The organism is Adhaeribacter swui, from assembly GCF_014217805.1.
GTDB classification, from domain to species: Bacteria; Bacteroidota; Bacteroidia; order Cytophagales; family Hymenobacteraceae; genus Adhaeribacter; species Adhaeribacter swui.
In genome coordinates, this window is the sequence record NZ_CP055156.1 from 353197 (window position 1) to 371457 (window position 18261).

15 protein-coding genes and 2 tRNA genes are annotated in these 18261 nt (G+C 42.4%); 9 read left to right on the forward strand and 8 right to left on the reverse strand.

Annotated elements, in window-relative coordinates:
• The first annotated feature begins 370 nt into the window (after window positions 1-370).
• The 4 genes from HUW51_RS02585 (at window position 371) to HUW51_RS02600 (ending at window position 4052) form a co-directional block, all read left to right on the forward strand.
• Window positions 371-1291, forward strand: coding sequence for a glycosyltransferase family protein (locus HUW51_RS02585; protein ID WP_185272451.1), 921 nt, complete (start codon window positions 371-373; stop codon window positions 1289-1291).
• A gap of 308 nt (window positions 1292-1599) precedes the next feature.
• On the forward strand, window positions 1600-2034 hold the full coding sequence (locus tag HUW51_RS02590) for a hypothetical protein (RefSeq protein ID WP_185272452.1): 435 nt from the start codon (window positions 1600-1602) through the stop codon (window positions 2032-2034).
• Between the two features lie 59 nt (window positions 2035-2093).
• A protein-coding gene (locus HUW51_RS02595) for an IS3 family transposase (RefSeq protein WP_394353938.1) occupies window positions 2094-3193 on the forward strand; the annotation gives its coding sequence in 2 pieces (ribosomal slippage) (window positions 2094-2355 and window positions 2355-3193; 1101 coding nt in all).
• 505 nt (window positions 3194-3698) lie between these two features.
• The gene (locus HUW51_RS02600; RefSeq protein ID WP_185272453.1) at window positions 3699-4052 is read left to right on the forward strand and encodes a hypothetical protein; all 354 of its coding nucleotides are present in this window, start codon (window positions 3699-3701) and stop codon (window positions 4050-4052) included.
• 75 nt (window positions 4053-4127) lie between these two features.
• On the opposite strand, the gene HUW51_RS02605 is transcribed toward HUW51_RS02600, so the two are convergent.
• From HUW51_RS02605 to mutS, 3 genes are all read right to left on the reverse strand, one after another.
• Window positions 4128-4211, reverse strand: a tRNA-Leu gene (locus tag HUW51_RS02605).
• 78 nt (window positions 4212-4289) lie between these two features.
• Window positions 4290-4362 (reverse strand) — tRNA-Gly (locus HUW51_RS02610).
• A 441-nt stretch (window positions 4363-4803) separates the two neighbouring features.
• Window positions 4804-7401, reverse strand: a complete 2598-nt coding sequence (gene mutS, locus HUW51_RS02615) for a DNA mismatch repair protein MutS (protein WP_185272454.1) — start codon at window positions 7399-7401, stop codon at window positions 4804-4806.
• A 295-nt stretch (window positions 7402-7696) separates the two neighbouring features.
• On the opposite strand from mutS, the gene HUW51_RS02620 reads away from it, so the two are divergent.
• Window positions 7697-8227 (forward strand): RNA methyltransferase, encoded by a 531-nt coding sequence (locus HUW51_RS02620; protein WP_185272455.1) that lies wholly within the window; start codon window positions 7697-7699, stop codon window positions 8225-8227.
• 81 nt (window positions 8228-8308) lie between these two features.
• Here HUW51_RS02620 and HUW51_RS02625 read toward each other — a convergent pair whose 3' ends face one another.
• Both HUW51_RS02625 and HUW51_RS02630 read right to left on the reverse strand, forming a co-directional pair.
• Window positions 8309-9073 carry a TerC family protein gene (locus HUW51_RS02625; protein ID WP_185272456.1) on the reverse strand — a complete coding sequence of 255 codons (765 nt, stop codon included), beginning with the start codon at window positions 9071-9073 and terminating at the stop codon, window positions 8309-8311.
• 130 nt (window positions 9074-9203) lie between these two features.
• A complete protein-coding gene (locus tag HUW51_RS02630) occupies window positions 9204-9695 on the reverse strand; it encodes a YajQ family cyclic di-GMP-binding protein (RefSeq protein ID WP_185272457.1) in 492 nt (163 codons plus the stop codon).
• A 295-nt stretch (window positions 9696-9990) separates the two neighbouring features.
• On the opposite strand from HUW51_RS02630, the gene HUW51_RS02635 reads away from it, so the two are divergent.
• Window positions 9991-10542, forward strand: a complete 552-nt coding sequence (locus tag HUW51_RS02635) for a lipocalin family protein (RefSeq protein ID WP_185272458.1) — start codon at window positions 9991-9993, stop codon at window positions 10540-10542.
• 10 nt (window positions 10543-10552) lie between these two features.
• On the opposite strand, the gene HUW51_RS02640 is transcribed toward HUW51_RS02635, so the two are convergent.
• Both HUW51_RS02640 and HUW51_RS02645 read right to left on the reverse strand, forming a co-directional pair.
• A complete protein-coding gene (locus HUW51_RS02640; protein WP_185272459.1) occupies window positions 10553-11023 on the reverse strand; it encodes a DUF4174 domain-containing protein in 471 nt (156 codons plus the stop codon).
• A 97-nt stretch (window positions 11024-11120) separates the two neighbouring features.
• Complete coding sequence (locus HUW51_RS02645) at window positions 11121-11648, reverse strand: hypothetical protein (RefSeq protein WP_185272460.1); 528 nt, start codon at window positions 11646-11648, stop codon at window positions 11121-11123.
• 245 nt (window positions 11649-11893) lie between these two features.
• Here HUW51_RS02645 and mfd point away from each other — a divergent pair, with 245 nt between their 5' ends.
• Window positions 11894-15265 carry a transcription-repair coupling factor gene (gene mfd, locus HUW51_RS02650; protein ID WP_185272461.1) on the forward strand — a complete coding sequence of 1124 codons (3372 nt, stop codon included), beginning with the start codon at window positions 11894-11896 and terminating at the stop codon, window positions 15263-15265.
• 163 nt (window positions 15266-15428) lie between these two features.
• Here the strand turns inward: mfd and HUW51_RS02655 are convergent, their stop codons facing one another.
• On the reverse strand, window positions 15429-15821 hold the full coding sequence (locus HUW51_RS02655; RefSeq protein WP_185272462.1) for a hypothetical protein: 393 nt from the start codon (window positions 15819-15821) through the stop codon (window positions 15429-15431).
• 437 nt (window positions 15822-16258) lie between these two features.
• Between HUW51_RS02655 and HUW51_RS02660 the strand changes: the two genes are divergently transcribed.
• Both HUW51_RS02660 and HUW51_RS02665 read left to right on the forward strand, forming a co-directional pair.
• Entirely contained in the window at window positions 16259-17398 is a 1140-nt protein-coding gene (locus HUW51_RS02660) for a methionine aminotransferase (RefSeq protein WP_317175613.1), read from the forward strand.
• Window positions 17399-17483: 85 nt separating this feature from the next.
• A complete protein-coding gene (locus tag HUW51_RS02665) occupies window positions 17484-18260 on the forward strand; it encodes an amidohydrolase (protein ID WP_185272463.1) in 777 nt (258 codons plus the stop codon).
• Window position 18261: the final 1 nt, after the last annotated feature.

Genomic DNA, 18261 nt, shown 5'->3' on the forward strand with positions numbered 1-18261 from the left:
ACAGCAGTTTGTTCTCCGCATTTTTATTTTATCACCACCCTGAAATTACACTGGGTTCTTATTGGCATCCACCAACAGCAACTACTTACCTTATAAGTAAGTATATATCCGGGAAAAACGCGGGGCCAAATACCTAATTTTTTTAATAAATACGTAAATAAAGCCTTTGCTTGTACCAAGTACCAGCAGGCATCGTAATTTGCTGGATAATTAAAAATATCCAGTGATTAGAAATAGCTTTAATTAAACCGTAAAGCCAGTATAAATCATGAATAATAGTTAAACCAAATTTTAAAATCTAGGTTCAATAAGTAGGTGCATCTGCTATTTAACTTTTATTGCCAGATGAATCAATCCTGTAGCATTATAAATGAATAACTTACGTATACTTTTTTTAGGTTGGGACTTTTTACCAGACAACGAACATGAGCCTGAAACAAATTGCTATGGCGTAGCTAAAGCCATGGCTAACCAGGTAAACCTATCTTTAATTTTACCCAAAGCAGATTCTAATGTATATGTAGATAACGTGCACCTGATAGGGTTAAATCAGGTAAATTTTAATAAGGTTTCTCCGGCCCGGAACGCACCGAAGGTACAGCCCTTTGCCGAATCTGCTTACATCCGGCCAGAGATCCCGCTTTACGGAGCGCCAAACCTCCCGGAAAATCAACGGGCTTACTCTCCCGAAAGAACCATTCTATCTTCTGCCTCCTCCGGAACTGCATCTACTCCGAATAATAGCAACCATACTTCCCCAGAAATAGCAAATTTTTTCGAACAGGTAAACTGGGATCAACTACATACCGAGGGTAAAGTTATTCAGTATGCCCGCTTTGTGGCCCGTTTTGCGGCAAATAGCGACTATGATGTAATTTTTGCTTCGAATTGGTTAACTTATTTAGCCGGCAACGAACTGCATTTAATTACTGGTAAACCTTTGGCCATTCAAATGAATACTTTAAGCCAGGATCACCGGGATCTGAACAACCAAGGCTGGCGCTACGAACTGGAAAAAATGGTGATTGAGCGGGCCAGTTACATTTTCACCCCTAGCCTGGTAATTGCCGACTGTTTGGAAGCAGCGTATCCGGTTACCTCGGATAAAATATTTTATTTAGAGGATGCCACACTCCCAACCAAATTAAATTCTATAGAAACAGGAAGCCTTAATTTGTGGCAAAGCAAAGAAGACCAGCAACTTACCAATTACCTCCCCATGGATCAGCCTCTGGATTGGGAAAACCAAGCCAATAAGATGGTACAGGTTTTAACCGAATCGTACGCGTAAGCTCAAGCTTCCTTTTTTTCATTTTACATTTTTTAGTTTAAGCATAGTCGTTTTAAACTAGCAGATCCTGCTTTGTAGTAGCTTTTTTGAAAAAATTTAAAAATTCGTCTTATTAGTTTAGTGGTGTGCTAAGCATTGTACGTATTTCAAAGCAGTCAATTTAAGCCTTGCGGAAGCAATTCTATTTTGTTGGAATGAGTGGTTTGCTTTATTAATTCCCTAAGCTGGTAAACTTTAGTAATATAATATTTATCCCAACATGCCAATCAGGAGATTGGCTGTAACAAAATGTACTAGAGCCATTTACGATGTCAATACTTCAAATAGATAGTTTATACAGATATATAAATGATCAAGGCTTTAAGGATAATTTTATTTATCCTTTAGCTTTAGCCTTCATAATTGGCATTTTTACCTTAATATGGAAATTTGTAAATAATGTACTTAAAAAGCTTTTTAGAAGAAAGAGCATAACTACAATACAGCCAAATAGTAAGCCAACGAGCATAATTGAATGTGTAACAGTCAACACATTTTCAGAACTATGCCAATTGTTGCTTAAGCCTTTAGAAGATAATAAATATGTTTTTAAAACCTTTGGCCCAAACTCCTCCTTTAGTGAATTAACTTCTCTTAGAGTAGACATGACTTTGTGGCATAATGCACGGCTTGAAAATATAATTCCTAACAATGAGTTAATTAGATGCCTCATCGAAAAGAATAGCCATTTAATCCCAGTGTAAGCTTCCCTGAAAATAGAACTGTTTGAGAAGAGAAAAAAATTTAACTTAGAACAGTGCTTATGAAAAGAAAAACCTTCAGTCCCCAACAAATTGCCAAAATCCTTAAGGAGTTTGAGGAAGGCAAAAGCGCCGCCGAGATTAGCCGGGAGCATGGCCTGAGCCAGGCAGCTTTTTACAAATGGCGGCAGCGCTACAATGGCATGGATGCCACGGAACTCAAACGGCTCAAGGACTTAGAAGAAGAGAACCGACGGCTGAAAGCCATGTACGCCGAACTAGCCTTGGATCTAAAGCTAGCCAAAGAAATCATTGAAAAAAAGCTTTGAAGCCCTGCCAAAAGCGACAGCTCGTGGAAGAGGTGTACCAGCAACCACAAGCCGGCATCAGTAGGGCGTGCCGGGTATTGAACTTAAGTAAGTCGGTTTACTACTATCAAGTTGTTAAAGATAACCAGCCGCTGGAAGAAGCTTTACGGCAGAAAGCCGAGCAGCATCCCCGCGAAGGCTTTTGGAAAGCTTTCAGGCGGTTGCGCCAAGAAGGTTATCTCTGGAATCATAAACGGGTTTATCGCATTTACAAGGCTATTGGATTGAATATCCGGCGCAAAGCGAAAAGGCGCTTACCCGCCCGCACTCAACAGCCCTTGCAAGTACCAGAGTCGTTGAACCACACTTGGTCGATTGATTTTATGAGTGATGCTTTGGAAAACGGGCGAAAGTTCCGCTCCTTCCATGTCCTAGATGATTTTAACCGAGAAGCACTGCACATGGAGGTAGACTTTTCGTTGAAGAGCAATCGGGTAGTCTGGGTACTTAATCATTTGATCAGGCGAAGGGAAAAACCAAAACAGATTCGAATGGATAATGGACCAGAGTTTATTGCTAGCTTAATGACGGAATGGAGCCAGATGCAAGGCATTGAGTTGATTTATATTCAACCCGGCAAGCCGACCCAGAATGCTTTTGTGGAACGCTTTAATGGCACTTTCCGGAGGCAGGTGCTAGATGTCTACATGTTTGAAAACCTGGAGGAAGTAAGAGAAATTACTTCTACTTGGGTAAACGACTATAACCATAAACGACCACATGATGCTTTAGCCGGAATGCCACCCAGTGAGTACGCCAGAAAAAAACAATTAGAACTAATATTATCTGCTTAACCAAATTTATACTTTTACCCAGTTCTAATAATGGGAAGCCGACACCAGAATCTTACTCTGAACTATTTAGAAAATTAAACTCTCATATTTTTGCCTTTAAGAAACATGTTGAAAATCCTAAATTTGACTATACTGAACATCAATTTCCAATTGGATTAGAAAAAGTTGTAAAAGAGGAATGTTTCAATAGTAACCAGAACAATAAGACTTATTTAAAAATAAAAAGATGGCTTTCTAAAAACTTATTAGACAGCTATATCAAAGAAGCGTTTATTTTTGGATCAGTTCTTTTTTATACTTCTTTAAATAAAGATGTTGATGTCGTATTAATCTTAAATACAGCAGAAAAAGAAGCTATATTGGCAATAAATAACAAGATTAAAACTTTAAAATCATCCTTTAAAAATAAATTCAAAAAAGGATTGCACATTACCATTTTTTCAAGCCGAGAAAAGTCATTTTACAAAAAATTCATTTTAAAAAATCAGTATATAGATCAAATATAATGGGAAAAGATTTACACCGTACCATACTACCTTTTATCATGAAGGCTATTTCAAATCATAATAAGGTTAAAAATGTGGAAGTTGTTAATGACCCTGACTTTTATATACTGAAGGTAATTAGGAAACAAAATTTTAGAGATTTATATGTTATTTTAAGTGACGACTATTTCTTTGGTGATTATTCAGCAATAGTTATGCATTCGACTCTTAAGAATGGAGGATTTATTTTGATTGCTCGTCCAGAAACAGATGATTACGATAGCAATGAACCTGAAAATAAAATTGGTATAGGAAAGATTAAAAAGTTATTAGGAGCTTTACATTTAGATGAATATTGGACGTTCCATAGTTAAGAAATTTTGATAATCAACTTTAATAACTAGAAAAGAAAAAACCCTTGCAAATCAAAGATCTACAAGGGTTTCGAGTACCAGGGGCGGGACTTGAACCCGCACGAACTAATGTTCACAAGATTTTAAGTCTTGCGTGTCTACCAGTTTCACCACCCCGGCATGGACAGCTTGCGCCGGTCCAATTCTATAAAGAAAAGACGTTGCGGGCGCAACGTCTTTTGAAGGATTACTTCGTTGAGCGAAAGACGGGGTTCGAACCCGCGACCTCGACCTTGGCAAGGTCGCGCTCTACCAACTGAGCTACTTTCGCGTTTACTATCTCGTTCAACCGATTTAGTGATGCAAATTTAAGCACTATTTTTCATTTGTCAAGTACCAAATTAAAAAAAAGTAAACATTCTTTTCTTCTTCCTGATTATCAGCCGCATTATTTTTATTGTTGCTGCCTAAAAACATTAAACATCAATCAAAACAAGCAATGAACGAGGTATATTTCGGTTTCAGAGAAATCCAAGGAGCTTATAAAGATCGCTTTGGTAACGCTTTTTCTACAAAGAATAGCTTTGCTTGTGCTTGGTAGAGTCAAACTGACCCTCCTAATCTTAGGAGGAAAGCTTTACAAGTAAATCTATCCTCAATTAACAAGTATATTTTATTAGGGTAACTGTTACTACTAATTTCACCCGTTTGGTTCTAGAGCATCTGCTAGCATTCCGGTACAGAACCACTCAAAACACTCCCGAACTAAAAATCACTTCTTCCCCGGTACCTTCTGGGCATCTACCAACAACTTTAATTCGTTTAATTTAAGCAAGGCTTCTACGGGAGTAATGGTATTTATATCCAATTTCTCAAAAATCTCGCGTAGCCGCACCATGGCAGGATCGTTGAGCTCAAACATATTAAGTTGATATTGCTGCTTGGGTACAATTTTTAAATTATTTTTATCCGGGTGTTGCCGTATTTTATCTTCTTCCAGGTGGTGCATGATATCGCTGGCGCGCAGAACAACGGTGTTGGGCATACCAGCCATTTGGGCCACGTGAATCCCGAAGCTGTGCTCGCTACCACCTGGTTTAAGTTGGCGCATAAACAAAATTTTACCGCCGGTTTCTTTCACGCTCACGTTAAAATTGCGCACGCGCGGTAACTCTTCGGCCAGTTGGTTTAGTTCGTGGTAATGCGTAGCAAATAAGGTTTTAGCGCGGGCTTTCGGGTGGTTGTGCAGGTGCTCCACAATGGCCCAGGCAATAGATATACCATCGTAGGTGCTGGTACCGCGGCCAATTTCATCCATTAAAACCAAACTGCGTTCCGACAAATTATTTAAAATGCTGGCAGTTTCGGTCATCTCTACCATAAACGTACTTTCGCCACGGCTTAAGTTATCGGAAGCGCCCACGCGGGTAAATATTTTATCAATAATGCCTACTTCAGCCGCGTCGGCCGGCACAAATGATCCGATTTGCGCCATGAGTACAATTAAAGCCGTTTGCCGCAGCAAGGCGCTTTTACCCGCCATGTTCGGACCCGTAATAATGGCAATTTGCTGCTCGTCAGTATCCAGGAAAATATCATTCGGGATGTAGCTTTCGCCGGGCGGCAATTGCCGCTCAATTACCGGGTGACGCCCTTTTTTAATATTTAAAGCATTTAAATCGTTAACCTGTGGTTTAACATACTTGTAACTCACCGCGGCGCAGGCAAAAGAAGCAAGACAGTCAATCACCCCTAAAACCCGGGCGTTTTGCTGAATTTGGCCCACGTATTCGGTGGTGCTTACTACCAGCTCGTTAAATAACTGCTGCTCGATGGTGTAAATGCGTTCTTCGGCGTGCAGAATTTTTTCTTCGTAGGTTTTTAGTTCTTCGGTAATGTAGCGCTCGGCGTTTACCAGCGTTTGCTTCCGGATCCATTCTTTGGGCACTTTGTCTTTGTGGGCGTGGGTTACCTCCAGGTAATACCCAAACACTTTATTGTAGGCAATTTTAAGCGACGATATACCCGTGTTTTTGATTTCGCGCTGCTGCAGTTGCAGTAAGTAATCTTTACCCGAAAAGGCAATTGCCCGTAATTCGTCCAGTTCCGCGTGAATACCCGGTTGTATAATATTACCCGCATTGGTAAGCATGGGGGCATCGGGCTTTACTTTTTGCTTGATTTCTTCCCGGATTTCGTCGCAGAAAGTTAGTTGGTCAGCCAGTTTTTTTAAAGCCGGAATCTGGCTGAAACCCAGCAATTCTTTAATGGGTACGGTAGCTTCCAGGGCTTTGCTTAGTTGCAGCATTTCGCGGGGATTAATCCGTTTTACTGCTACTTTCGAGATTAAGCGCTCCAGGTCGTTGATTTGCTTTAGGTAATGCGTAATATCTTGCAAAAGATCGTTGTTCCCGATTAAAGCCTCTACCGTATCCAAACGCCTTTGAATTTGCGATACTTCTTTGAGCGGCAGCACTACCCATTTTTTTAGCAGCCGGGCGCCCATGGGCGTAACGGTTTTATCCAGAATCTGAATCAGCGGTACGCCTTCGGCATGTTGCGGGTATATAAGCTCCAGGTTACGGATGGTAAACTTATCCAGCCACACGTATTTATCTTCTTCGAGCCGCGAAATAGTGGCAATGTGGCTGATATCGTGATGCTGGGTTTCTGATAAGTAATGCAGAATACAACCGGCCGCAATAATGCCTTCGCGTAGGTTTTCAATGCCAAAACCTTTTAAAGAAGTGGTTCCAAAATGCCGCAGTAAACTTTCGTAAGCGAAATCGTAACCAAATACCCATTCGTCGAGGGCGTATTGGCAAAAATCCGGACCGAAGGATAGGTAAAATTCTTCCTTCATTTTTTTGCAGAAAAGCACCTCCGCGGGGGCAAAGCTTTGCAGCAATTTCCCGATGTAAGGCCGGTCGCCCTGGGCAGTAATAAACTCGCCGGTAGAAATGTCCAGAAAGGCTATGCCGGTTTCGTTTTTAGTAAAGTGTACGGCTGCCAAGTAATTATTGCTTTTTTTCTCGAGTACCTGGTCGTTAAAAGATACACCGGGCGTTACCAATTCGGTTACCCCGCGCTTTACAATGCCTTTTACCGATTTTGGATCCTCGAGCTGGTCGCAGATAGCTACGCGTTCGCCGGCCCGCACCAGCTTGGGCAAATACGTATCCATTGAATGATGCGGAAAACCGGCCAAAGCTGTTTCCGAAGCGGAGCCAGCTCCCCGCTTGGTAAGTACGATATCCAGGATTTTGCTGGCTTTAACGGCATCTTCCCCAAAAGTCTCGTAAAAATCGCCTACCCGAAAAAGCAGCAAGGCTCCGGGATATTTCGCCTTAATGGCATAATACTGTTTCATTAAAGGCGTTACAGAAATTTCGGCTTTGGTACTCAAAATATAATGGCTTAAACTATTCTAAAATTATAATTAACTACCGGCCACTAAAGCTTACACGAACCAGCATTTTTTAACTTTTTTAAAAATAAGCTAAATTTGCGGCTTCATCATGCCTTAGGTGGTCTCCTGACTTTGCCGGCAGCAATTTTACTTAAACTATCCGCAGTAAAATGCTGGTTGTTATTTCTGCTACCGGAACAATTAAACAAAATTAAACAATTGGAGCACGCCTTACGCATCTATCAACCCAAATTTCATGCGTAAATTAAAAATGGAAGAACTCAACCGGGTATCGGTAGAGGAATTTAAAGAACAGGAAAAATTACCGGTTGTGTTGGTTCTGGATAACGTACGGTCGTTGCACAACGTGGGCTCGGCCTTCCGGACTGCCGATGCTTTTGCTATAAGTAAAATTTATTTATGCGGCATTACGGGCACCCCGCCCCACAAAGAAATTACCAAAACTGCCTTGGGCGCCACCGAATCCGTAGACTGGGAACACGTTACCAATACAGCCGAATTAGCGCAACAATTAAAAGCCGAAGGCTACCAGCTCATTGCCATTGAGCAGGCCGACCACAGCGTTTCTTTAGCTGATTTTATACCGGCCGCTAATAAAAAGTACGCTTTGGTTTTTGGTAACGAAGTATTTGGCGTAGAAGACGAAGTAATGGAACTAGCCGATACCGTAATCGAGATTCCGCAGTTTGGCACCAAGCATTCGCTTAATATATCGGTAGCGGTAGGCGTAGTGACCTGGGATTTCTTAAGTAAGCTGCTTAAATAAAATGAAATTTTTAAATTTTAGCTAAAAAGGAAGCCACTCTTGGATTGGCTTCCTTTTTAAATTCTTCTTAATCGTTTTGGCTTAGTCAAAATCCGAATCGCGGAGTTTAACCGGCGGCGTAGTTGCTTTGCGCAGGCGCATGTTCAGCATTTCTACTACCAGCGAGAAAAACATGGCGAAATAAACATAGCCTTTTGGTACGTGCGTATGCAATGACTCCAGCACCAGCATAAAACCAATCATAATCAGGAACGACAAAGCCAGCATTTTAATAGTAGGGTGTTTGTTCACAAAGTCGGCGATGTATTTCGAAAAGGCCAGCATTATACCCATGGATATAATTACCGCCACAATCATAATTATCACGTGATCCACCAGGCCCACCGCGGTTAAGATCGAGTCGAAGGAAAATACAATATCTACCAGTACAATCTGAAAAATTACCCGATTGATATTCTGATATACTTTCGTTGATCCCAGGTCTTCTTCGTCCCCCTCCAGCTTATGGTGAATCTCGGTGGTACTTTTGGCAATCAAAAATAAACCACCAGCCAATAGTATCAGGTCCCGGCCGGTAACGCCAAAGTCTTCGGCGGTCCAGGGGAGGTTAATGGTAAACAAAGGATCCTTCAGGCTTACAATCCACGAAATTGAAAGAAGCAGTAATATCCGGAAAACCAAGGCTAACATTAACCCAATAGTGCGGGCGCGGCCTTGTTGCGCCTCGGGTAATTTACCGGCTACAATGGATATAAAAATAATATTATCGATGCCCAATACCACCTCCATAAAGGTTAGTGTCAATAAACTGATCCAGGTATCGGCACTCGCAAAAATATCAAACATAGTTTTATTGTGATTTTAAATCTTAACAGGCGTTTAGAAAACAGATTAGTTCGGTTAATTTGCCCGGTCTTAACTAATGTGTTTGGTTGTACAACCCAAACACATTAGTTAATCCGGTATTTTTAAAATTTTATGATTTCATATTAACATACTGCAACGGCAAGCCCAAATTCGACTGACGCATTAAGGCAATTACATCCTGCAAATCATCGATTTTTTTACCGGTAACCCGTATCTGATCGTCCATAATGGCGGCCTGCACTTTCAGTTTACTGTCTTTAATTATTTTTACAATTTTTTTAGCCGTTTCTTTATCCACGCCCACTTTCACCTTCACATCTTTTTTAATCATCGGGCCGGAGGCATACTCTTCTTCCGAAAAATCCAGAGCGGTGGCATCGAGGTTTTGCTTTACCATTTTAGTCATGATAATATCTTCGATGTGCTTTACCCGCATCGAGTTTTCGGTGGTAATATGAATAATGTTTGATTTTTTGTCGAGTTCCACGCTGCCTTTCGTGTCTTTAAAATCGTAACGATTCTGAATTTCCTTCTTTACGGTATTCAGGGCATTTTCCAAGCTTTGCGGATCTATTTTACTTACAATATCAAATGAGGCCATGCGAGAAATATATTAATTACAGGATTTAGACGTATATGCGCGGGTAAAGTTAATATTTTTGGTAACACTTCTTTTCTTTACCGCAGGTTCGCCGGTACTAAGTTGAAACAATATAATGGCAAATTTAAAAAAATAGCTTTTCTGAGCCGGTTTCGCCGGCTTGCTAGCCACAGCTCCCAAACAGGTTAAACTTTTATCGCTTAAATAAGGTAAAATAACCAAAAGCTACCTGCTTTTTAATAGCAGTGCAGTAGTATAAAGGAGCTACTATAGTACCAAATAAATTTTTAAAAATATGCAAAAAAACACCCGCGAAATAGCTATTGCCGCCGGCACAGTGCTTTTAGGAACACTGGCCTTACGATATTTTACCCGCAATCACCAGCCTTTAGAAACTGTTCCGACGGTTGATTTAAACAAATACATGGGCAAGTGGTACGAAATTGCGGCTTTTCCTTTAATTTTTGAGCGGGGTTGCCATTGCACTACCGCCGAGTACAGCTTAGATCCGGCTGGTTTCGTGAAAGTAGTAAACAGTTGCAACCGCAACAATCCGAAAGGCAAGAAAAAAGTAGCCGAAGCGAAAGCTTTTCCGGTGGCGGGCAGCAACAATTCTAAATTAAAAGTACAGTTTCAATGGCCCTTTACCGGCGACTATTGGATTATTGGCTTAGATGCTGATTATTCGTATGCCGTGGTGGGTACCCCGGACCGGCAAAACTTATGGATTTTGAGCCGCTCACCGTTTATGGCGCCTACTTTGTACCAAAACCTGGTAACCCTGGCGCAGCAAAAAGGCTTTGATACCGACCATTTACGCGTAACCGATCAAAGTTGCTTTGGATAATTAATTTTAATTAATCGCTGCGTTTCCCGTGCATTTCGCTTTGCCGCATGGGCATGGCATCAATAATTTGAAACAACACTGCCGGGGCCTGGGGATGCTGGGCCCGGTATTTTTCACCACCGTCTTTGCCCAGTAATACCACCGAAAACTGCTCAGCATTTACTTTATACTCCTGGCGCAGTTTACCGGCACTGGGCACGGCTTCTTTTATGTCTGGATTTAATTCTACGTTATTTTCGATTACCTGCACTACCAGCATGTCGCGCTCAGTTAAACCCGGGTGAGCCTGGCGCAGCATTTTATTTTGTTCCTGCAACAATTCATTCTGACTATTGGGGGCAAATACTAATAAAATGCGGTGTTTTCCTTTATCCATGTCGTTTAAGGTAGCGGCAGCACTGCCAGACTGAGCCATAACCGACCAAGTACAACCCAAGCACCCGAGTAAACAGGTAATAAAAATTTTAAATTTCTTGCTCATTATCAGGTTTTCGCCGCATTGCTCCAAATCTATTTTACCTGTCAAAAAGCGGGCAACCCCGGCGATGCACTAACAAACGGTACTTGGGCTCAACAGGTTATACCTTGCTCTTAAAAAAAGCTACCGTACCGAGCAGCAGCAAAACACCAAATGGAATTAACAGATTACAAAGCAGAAAAAACCGTTGTTTGCGTCGCCGGTTAAACCCTTGTTGCAAAATAAACCCAATCAGAATTAGCAAAGAAACGGCCGCTAACGGAGCCGTTAAAGTAATTAAGATGCCGGAACCCCACCAGCCCTGAAAAAGAAATAAGACGCTGGTAAAACCAGTAGCCAAGGCCAAACTGCAAAAGGAACCCAGCAGGGCTAACCCCAGGTTTTTGAGCATAAAGGAAAAAGATAGCAGCATTTGCCCTAAAAATAACAGCGCCAACGTAGCTAAGGTAAATACCAGTAGTTTATCGGTGAGTAGTTGGTAAGATTTTAAATAAAGTCCGATACCACTAAGGCCAAGCGCCAGGTAAATACATTTGGTATAACCCGCCCAAAAGCTTTGAATATGCAACTGAATAGTTGACTCCTCGGCTGAGAAAATAGCGGGAGTTAAAAATTTAGAGTACATCATTTTATCATTTAGTAAAAATTTAAATGGATTAAAAAATAACGTTAAACTACTCGCGTGCTATCAGCCGAGCCCCGAAGGATTTATAAATATAATCAATTATTATTCAGGGAGTATCAATATTAAATAACGATTTTTAAAATTTTTAGTTTTAATATTTTTTGCACCTTACGCGCCGCATCTGCGTAAGGAGTTTGCGAGCAGAATATTCGTTATCTTTGCTTTATAATACCGAAAGAACAACAGTTTTGAAATTAAAGGATTTTCTGGAACTCTACCGGCTCGACCCGGTAGTTCAAACCATAGCCGAGCGACTTAAATCGCCGGAAAAAACACATTTGCACCTGAAAGGCTTAGCCGGTAGCTTAGATGCCGTGCTGGCTGCCACCGTGAGTAGTCTGCAACCGGGCCACCACGTGTTTGTGCTGCACGACAAAGAAGAAGCCGCTTATTTCCTCTCGGATTTACAACATTTATTTACCGACCGGCAAGAGCCGCTGCTATTTCCGTCGTCGTACAAAAGGCCGTATTCGTTCGATGAAACCGAAAACGCCAATATTTTAATGCGGGCGGAAGTGCTCAATCAAATATCGAATAAAGCAACCGATGGCTTGCTGGTAGTAACTTACCCGGAGGCGCTTACCGAAAAAGTAATTAACAAAAAATCGCTGGTTGCCAATACGTTCAGCGCTAAGGTGGGCGAAAAACTAGACGTAAACTTTTTAACCGAACTACTCACAGAATACGATTTCGAACGTACGGATTTTGTGTACGAAGCGGGTCAGTTTGCCGTGCGGGGGGGTATTGTGGATGTATTTTCGTACGCCAACGAACTGCCTTACCGCATCGAGTTGTTTGGCGACGAGATCGAAAGTATCCGGACTTTTAACCCCAACACGCAGCTTTCCGTGGAAACCAAAACGTCGGTTTCGGTGGTGCCTAACGTGCAAACCAAATTACTGCAGGAAACCCGGGAGTCGTTTCTAGAATTTTTACCGAAAGACACCCGGTTCTGGTTTAAAGATGTGCGGCATACTACGGAAGTAATTGACGAATCGTTTAGTAAAGCCGAGCAAGCTTTTGAGTATTTAATGCTCACCAACGGCGGCACCCAGGTAGTATCCCAACCCGAAGATTTGTTTGAAACCGGCAAAAGTTTTAAAAAATTACTCGAACCTTATACTACCGTGGAGTTTGGCAAACGCTTTACGTTTAAAGCCCACGAAACCATCACGTTTACCACCAAGCCGCAGCCGTCGTTTAACAAAGATTTTAATTTGCTGGTCAGCAACCTGCACGATAATCAAACCAACGGTTTTACCAACGTAATTGCGGCCGAATCGCCGCGCCAGCTCGACCGACTCACGACTATTTTCGATGAGCTCGACCACGCGGTAAAATTTCAGGCTTTAACTATTTCGTTGCGTGAGGGCTTTATCGACGATCAGGTAAAAGTTGCTTTATACACCGATCACCAGCTTTTTGAGCGGTACTACAAATATAAAAACAAAGAACGTTTTTCTAAATCTAAAGCGCTTACCTTAAAAGAACTGCGTTCGTTGCAACCCGGCGATTACGTGGTACACGTGGATAACGGCATTGGCCGTTTTGCCGGATTGGAGAAAGTGGAAGTAGGCGGTAAAATGCAGGAAGCTATTCGGCTGGTGTACCGCGACGACGATTTGCTGTACGTGAGTATTCACGCGCTGCATAAAATAAGTAAATACACCGGCAAAGAAGGTACGCCCCCCAGCATGAGTAAACTGGGCTCGCCGGAGTGGGAAAACAAGAAAAAACGCGTGAAGAGCAAGGTGAAAGATATTGCCACCGAGCTCATAAAATTGTACGCCAAACGTAAATCGGCGCCGGGTTATGCTTTCTCCCGCGATGGTTTTATGCAAGCCGAACTGGAATCGTCGTTTATTTACGAAGACACCCCGGACCAGGCCAAAGCCACCGAGGACGTGAAAAACGACATGGAGCAGCCGCACCCCATGGACCGCCTCGTGTGCGGCGACGTAGGATTTGGTAAAACCGAAGTTGCGATCCGGGCCGCTTTTAAAGCCGCCACCGATAGCAAACAAGTAGCCGTTTTAGTGCCCACCACCATTCTGGCCATGCAGCATTACAAAACGTTCCGTGACCGTCTGGAGAAATTTCCGGTGAACGTGGAGTTTGTAAACCGCTTTAAAACCGCCAAAGACATTAAAGAAACCTTACAACGGGTAGCCGAAGGCAAAACGGATATTTTAATAGGCACGCACCGGATTGTGAGCAAAGATGTGAAATTTAAAAATCTGGGCTTAATGGTGATTGATGAGGAGCAAAAATTCGGCGTTAAAACCAAAGAAAAGCTCAAGGAAATGCGGGTAAACGTGGATTCGCTTACTTTATCCGCCACTCCCATTCCGCGCACGCTGCACTTTTCGCTCATGGGTGCCCGCGACTTATCGGTAATTGCTACTCCCCCGCCCAACCGGCAGCCGGTACAAACCGAATTGCACGTATTCGACCAGATCATCATTCGCGATGCGGTAATGCACGAATTGAAGCGCGGTGGTCAGGTATTTTTTGTGCACAACCGGGTTGCCGATCTGGAAGAAATGGCCAACCTAATTTTAAAATTAGTACCCGATGCCAAAATCACCTACGCCCACGGCCAAATGGACGGGGAGCAGCTCGAAAAACGCATGCTCAAATTTGTGGAAGGCGAGTTTAACGTTCTAATTTCCACCAACATCATTGAATCGGGTCTGGATATTCCAAATGCCAATACCATTATTATCAACCGGGCGCATATGTTTGGCTTAAGCGATTTACACCAGATGCGCGGACGGGTGGGCCGTTCTAACAAAAAAGCGTATTGTTACTTGCTTACCCCGCCGGTATCAAGTTTACCTTCGGATGCCCGGAAGCGTTTAAGTACCCTGGAAGAATTTTCGGATTTAGGCGATGGTTTTAAAGTAGCCATGCGCGATTTGGATATCCGGGGAGCGGGTAACTTACTGGGCGGCGAGCAAAGCGGTTTTATTAACGATTTGGGTTTTGAAATGTACCACCAGATTCTGGACGATACCATTAAAGAACTAAAAGAAACCGAATTCCGCGATTTGTTTTTGAGTTCCGAAAAAGACTTGAATCAGTTCCTGGATGTGGTGCGCGAATGTACCGTAGAAACCGACTTGGAAATTCTCATTCCGGATACCTACGTGAGCAATATTTCGGAGCGATTAAACTTGTACAGCAAACTAGATAGAGTAAAGGATTTACCGGCGCTGGAAAAAATTAAAAATAGCATCGTCGATCGTTTTGGTCCCTTGCCCGAATCGGTAGAAAAACTGATCCAAATTGTAAAGCTGCGTTGGAAAGCGCAGGAAATTGGCTTCGAAAAACTGACGATTAAAAAAGAGGTAATGAAAGGCTACATTCCGTCGGAAAACAACGACAAGTATTTTCAGTCAGAGGTATTTGGCCGGATTCTGAAATTTTTCCAGCAACACCCTCGCCAATCGCGCTTGAAAGAAACCAAAGACAAGCTGATTGTAATTTTCGACAGCATTAAATCAGTGAATGCCGCGTGCGATGTGTTTGAGGAGTTAACGGATGCGGTGAAGCAGTAAATTTCCGGCTTGTAGAAATTATCCAAAGATATTAAAACAAAATCAGGGCACAATAAAAGGCATAAAACTAAACCGCCTTTTATTGTGCCCTGATTTATATACGAAACTGGAGAAATTTTAAAAAATTGTATTGTGGAATTTAATTTAAGATCTATCAGCTAAACTACATACTCCGCAACCAGGCAGTAGCTTCTTCCGGATCATCAAAGGTACGGATGTAGTTGGGTTGATGGGCGTGGGTTAATGTTTTATCGGTAGATAAGCGACTAAGCATACTGGGCGAATAAATCCAAGCAAAAGCTTGTAAGCCATGTCCCCGTAAGGCCGGAAACCAAACATCGGCACCCCATTTAGCAGCACCCGACCACATGCCTTCCACGAGGGTATTGTCGTTTAAAATTTTGGTACAAGCTTCCGATACCATGTATTCTAAAATCTTACCGCACCCATCTTTCACCGATTGAGTAGTTTGGAAGCCAATCCAATTAACGTAAAGCCAATTATTTTCGAGATCGTAAAAAATTTCAATTTGACTTGTAGAATATAATTTATCCATTCGAAAAAGGCGGTTGTAACTTTTACTTGCTAGAAGTTACAGAAGTAATAATCAAGCCAAAAACCAAATATATAATTTAATCAATTTTTAAATTAGTTGGCAACGTATAGCAAGCTCTATCTCCTTAGCTGATTTGCACAAATTTCGTTTATACGATTTTTAATAAATACTGTTATCAAATTTTTATGGTTGGCGGGTAATAAATTTAGCTTTTGCCAGTACAAACTAAGTTTTAAATTTTTAAAAATTTCAGAATCAGCTTTGTAAGGCTATAGCAGTAATTCTTTGATTAGGTAAATAAAAATACCGAAACTACCGGTACCATACCAATTGCTATTATTTTTGAGGGAAATTTTAAAATCCTGATTAGCCCAAGAGTTTGCGTCAGCGTTAAATCAAATAATTTTATTTAGCTAAAAATTTCTTTGCTCCGGCTTATGCTCGCATCAAAACTACCGCAGGTAGGCACCAGTATTTTCACCGTTATGTCGCAGTTAGCGCAACAACACGGCGCTATTAATTTGTCGCAGGGATTTCCTGATTTTAACTGTCCGCCGGAATTGATTGACCGGGTGAGTTATTACCTGCAACAAGGCTATAATCAATACGCACCCATGGCGGGTGTTTTGCCGTTGCGGGAGCAAATCAGTTTAAAAACCGAATTATTGTATGGCAGCAAGCCCGACCCAGAAACCGAAATAACCATCACATCGGGGGCTACCGAAGCTTTATACGCGGCGCTGGCAGCCATTTTGCACCCCCACGACGAAGTTATTGTTCTGGAGCCAGCCTACGATTCGTACGTTCCGGCTATTTTGTTAAACGGCGGCCGGCCGGTTTTTGTGCCTTTGCAAGTACCTTCGTTTACCATCGACTGGAACCTGGTAAAAGCGGCCATTACGCCGCGCACCCGGGCCATTATGCTCAACTCGCCACATAACCCGTCGGGAGCAATTTTAAAAAGTCAGGATTTACAAATACTCGCGGAAATTACGCGGGATACCGCTATTCTGGTAATCAGCGACGAAGTATACGAGCACATGGTGTACGATAATCAGCCGCACCAAAGTATGCTTACGCTGCCCGAACTGGCCAGTCGCAGTTTTGTTATTTCGTCTTTCGGGAAAACTTACCACGCTACCGGCTGGAAAGTAGCCTACTGCGTAGCGCCCCCTGCTTTAACTATTGAATTCCGGAAAGTGCACCAATACCTTACTTTCAGCACGATTACGCCAGTACAATACGCGCTGGCCGATTTTTTAACTAACCGCGATCATTACCTAAACCTGCCGGATTTTTACCAACGTAAACGCGATTTATTTTGCCAGTTACTGCAGGATACCCGGTTTACATTTCAACCATCAACGGGCACGTATTTTCAACTGGTGAGTTACGAAAACATTACCAGCGAAAAGGATCAGGATTTTGCCCGCCGGTTAACTACCGACATTGGGGTAGCCGCTATTCCTATTTCGGTATTTTACCAACAGCAAACCGACCACGGCCTACTGCGCTTTTGCTTCGCTAAAAACGAGGAAACCTTACGAGCGGCGGCTCAAAAGCTGCAGAATTTATAAGCTCAGAAGTATTTAATTAAATAATTTCACCCACAACTTTTTTAATTCGGCAAAAAGAAAATTTTTAAAAAATTAACGCAACAACATGCCTGATTTACGGATTACCCTTATTCAAACGCCTTTGCAGTGGCACGACCGGGCTTTTAACCTGGAAATGCTAGCCCACAAAATCGAGGAAATAACGGAACCTACCGATTTAATTATATTGCCCGAAATGTTTACCACCGGTTTTTCGATGCAAGCGCCGGAACTTGCCGAGTCCATGCAAGGCCCTAGCCTACATTGGCTGCAAAACATGGCGAAAGCCACCGGAGCCGTTATTACGGGTAGTTTAATTGTAATGGATAAGGACAATTACTATAATCGGCTTATCTGGATGCAGCCGGATGGAAGATACACCTATTACGACAAAAAGCATTTGTTCCGGATAGCCGGGGAAACGGAAGTGTATGCACCGGGTACCGACAAGTTAATTGTTGAATTAAACGGTTTAAAAATTTGTCCGTTGATTTGCTACGATTTACGGTTTCCGGTGTGGAGCCGCAACGTGCAAAACCAGTACGATGTGTTGCTCTACGTAGCCAATTGGCCCGCCAAAAGAAACATTGCCTGGAAAACGCTCTTGGCTGCCCGCGCCATTGAAAATGTAGCTTATGTGGTGGGCGTTAACCGCATCGGCGAAGACGATAACGGCCACCAATATTCCGGCGATTCTATGGTTATCAATTACAAAGGCGATATTTTATTTAATGCCGCCGATGAAGCAATTACCCAAACCATAACTTTAAGCCAACAAGAACTAATGGATTTCCGGCAAAGCTTCCCGACTCACCTGGATGCGGATGCTTTTAGATTAGAGTAAT

What these genes read in the sequence shown, in the direction of transcription:
- HUW51_RS02660 (WP_317175613.1), top strand. Translation starts at nt 16,259, where the DNA reads ATGCTCGCATCAAAACTACCGCAGGTAGGCACCAGTATTTTCACCGTT.
- HUW51_RS02625 (WP_185272456.1), bottom strand. Translation starts at nt 9,073, where the DNA reads ATGTTTGATATTTTTGCGAGTGCCGATACCTGGATCAGTTTATTGACA.
- HUW51_RS02665 (WP_185272463.1), top strand. Translation starts at nt 17,484, where the DNA reads ATGCCTGATTTACGGATTACCCTTATTCAAACGCCTTTGCAGTGGCAC.
- HUW51_RS02630 (WP_185272457.1), bottom strand. Translation starts at nt 9,695, where the DNA reads ATGGCCTCATTTGATATTGTAAGTAAAATAGATCCGCAAAGCTTGGAA.
- HUW51_RS02655 (WP_185272462.1), bottom strand. Translation starts at nt 15,821, where the DNA reads ATGGATAAATTATATTCTACAAGTCAAATTGAAATTTTTTACGATCTC.
- HUW51_RS02585 (WP_185272451.1), top strand. Translation starts at nt 371, where the DNA reads ATGAATAACTTACGTATACTTTTTTTAGGTTGGGACTTTTTACCAGAC.
- HUW51_RS02640 (WP_185272459.1), bottom strand. Translation starts at nt 11,023, where the DNA reads ATGAGCAAGAAATTTAAAATTTTTATTACCTGTTTACTCGGGTGCTTG.
- HUW51_RS02635 (WP_185272458.1), top strand. Translation starts at nt 9,991, where the DNA reads ATGCAAAAAAACACCCGCGAAATAGCTATTGCCGCCGGCACAGTGCTT.
- HUW51_RS02600 (WP_185272453.1), top strand. Translation starts at nt 3,699, where the DNA reads ATGGGAAAAGATTTACACCGTACCATACTACCTTTTATCATGAAGGCT.
- HUW51_RS02645 (WP_185272460.1), bottom strand. Translation starts at nt 11,648, where the DNA reads ATGATGTACTCTAAATTTTTAACTCCCGCTATTTTCTCAGCCGAGGAG.
- HUW51_RS02590 (WP_185272452.1), top strand. Translation starts at nt 1,600, where the DNA reads ATGTCAATACTTCAAATAGATAGTTTATACAGATATATAAATGATCAA.
- HUW51_RS02620 (WP_185272455.1), top strand. Translation starts at nt 7,697, where the DNA reads ATGCGTAAATTAAAAATGGAAGAACTCAACCGGGTATCGGTAGAGGAA.
- mutS (WP_185272454.1), bottom strand. Translation starts at nt 7,401, where the DNA reads ATGAAACAGTATTATGCCATTAAGGCGAAATATCCCGGAGCCTTGCTG.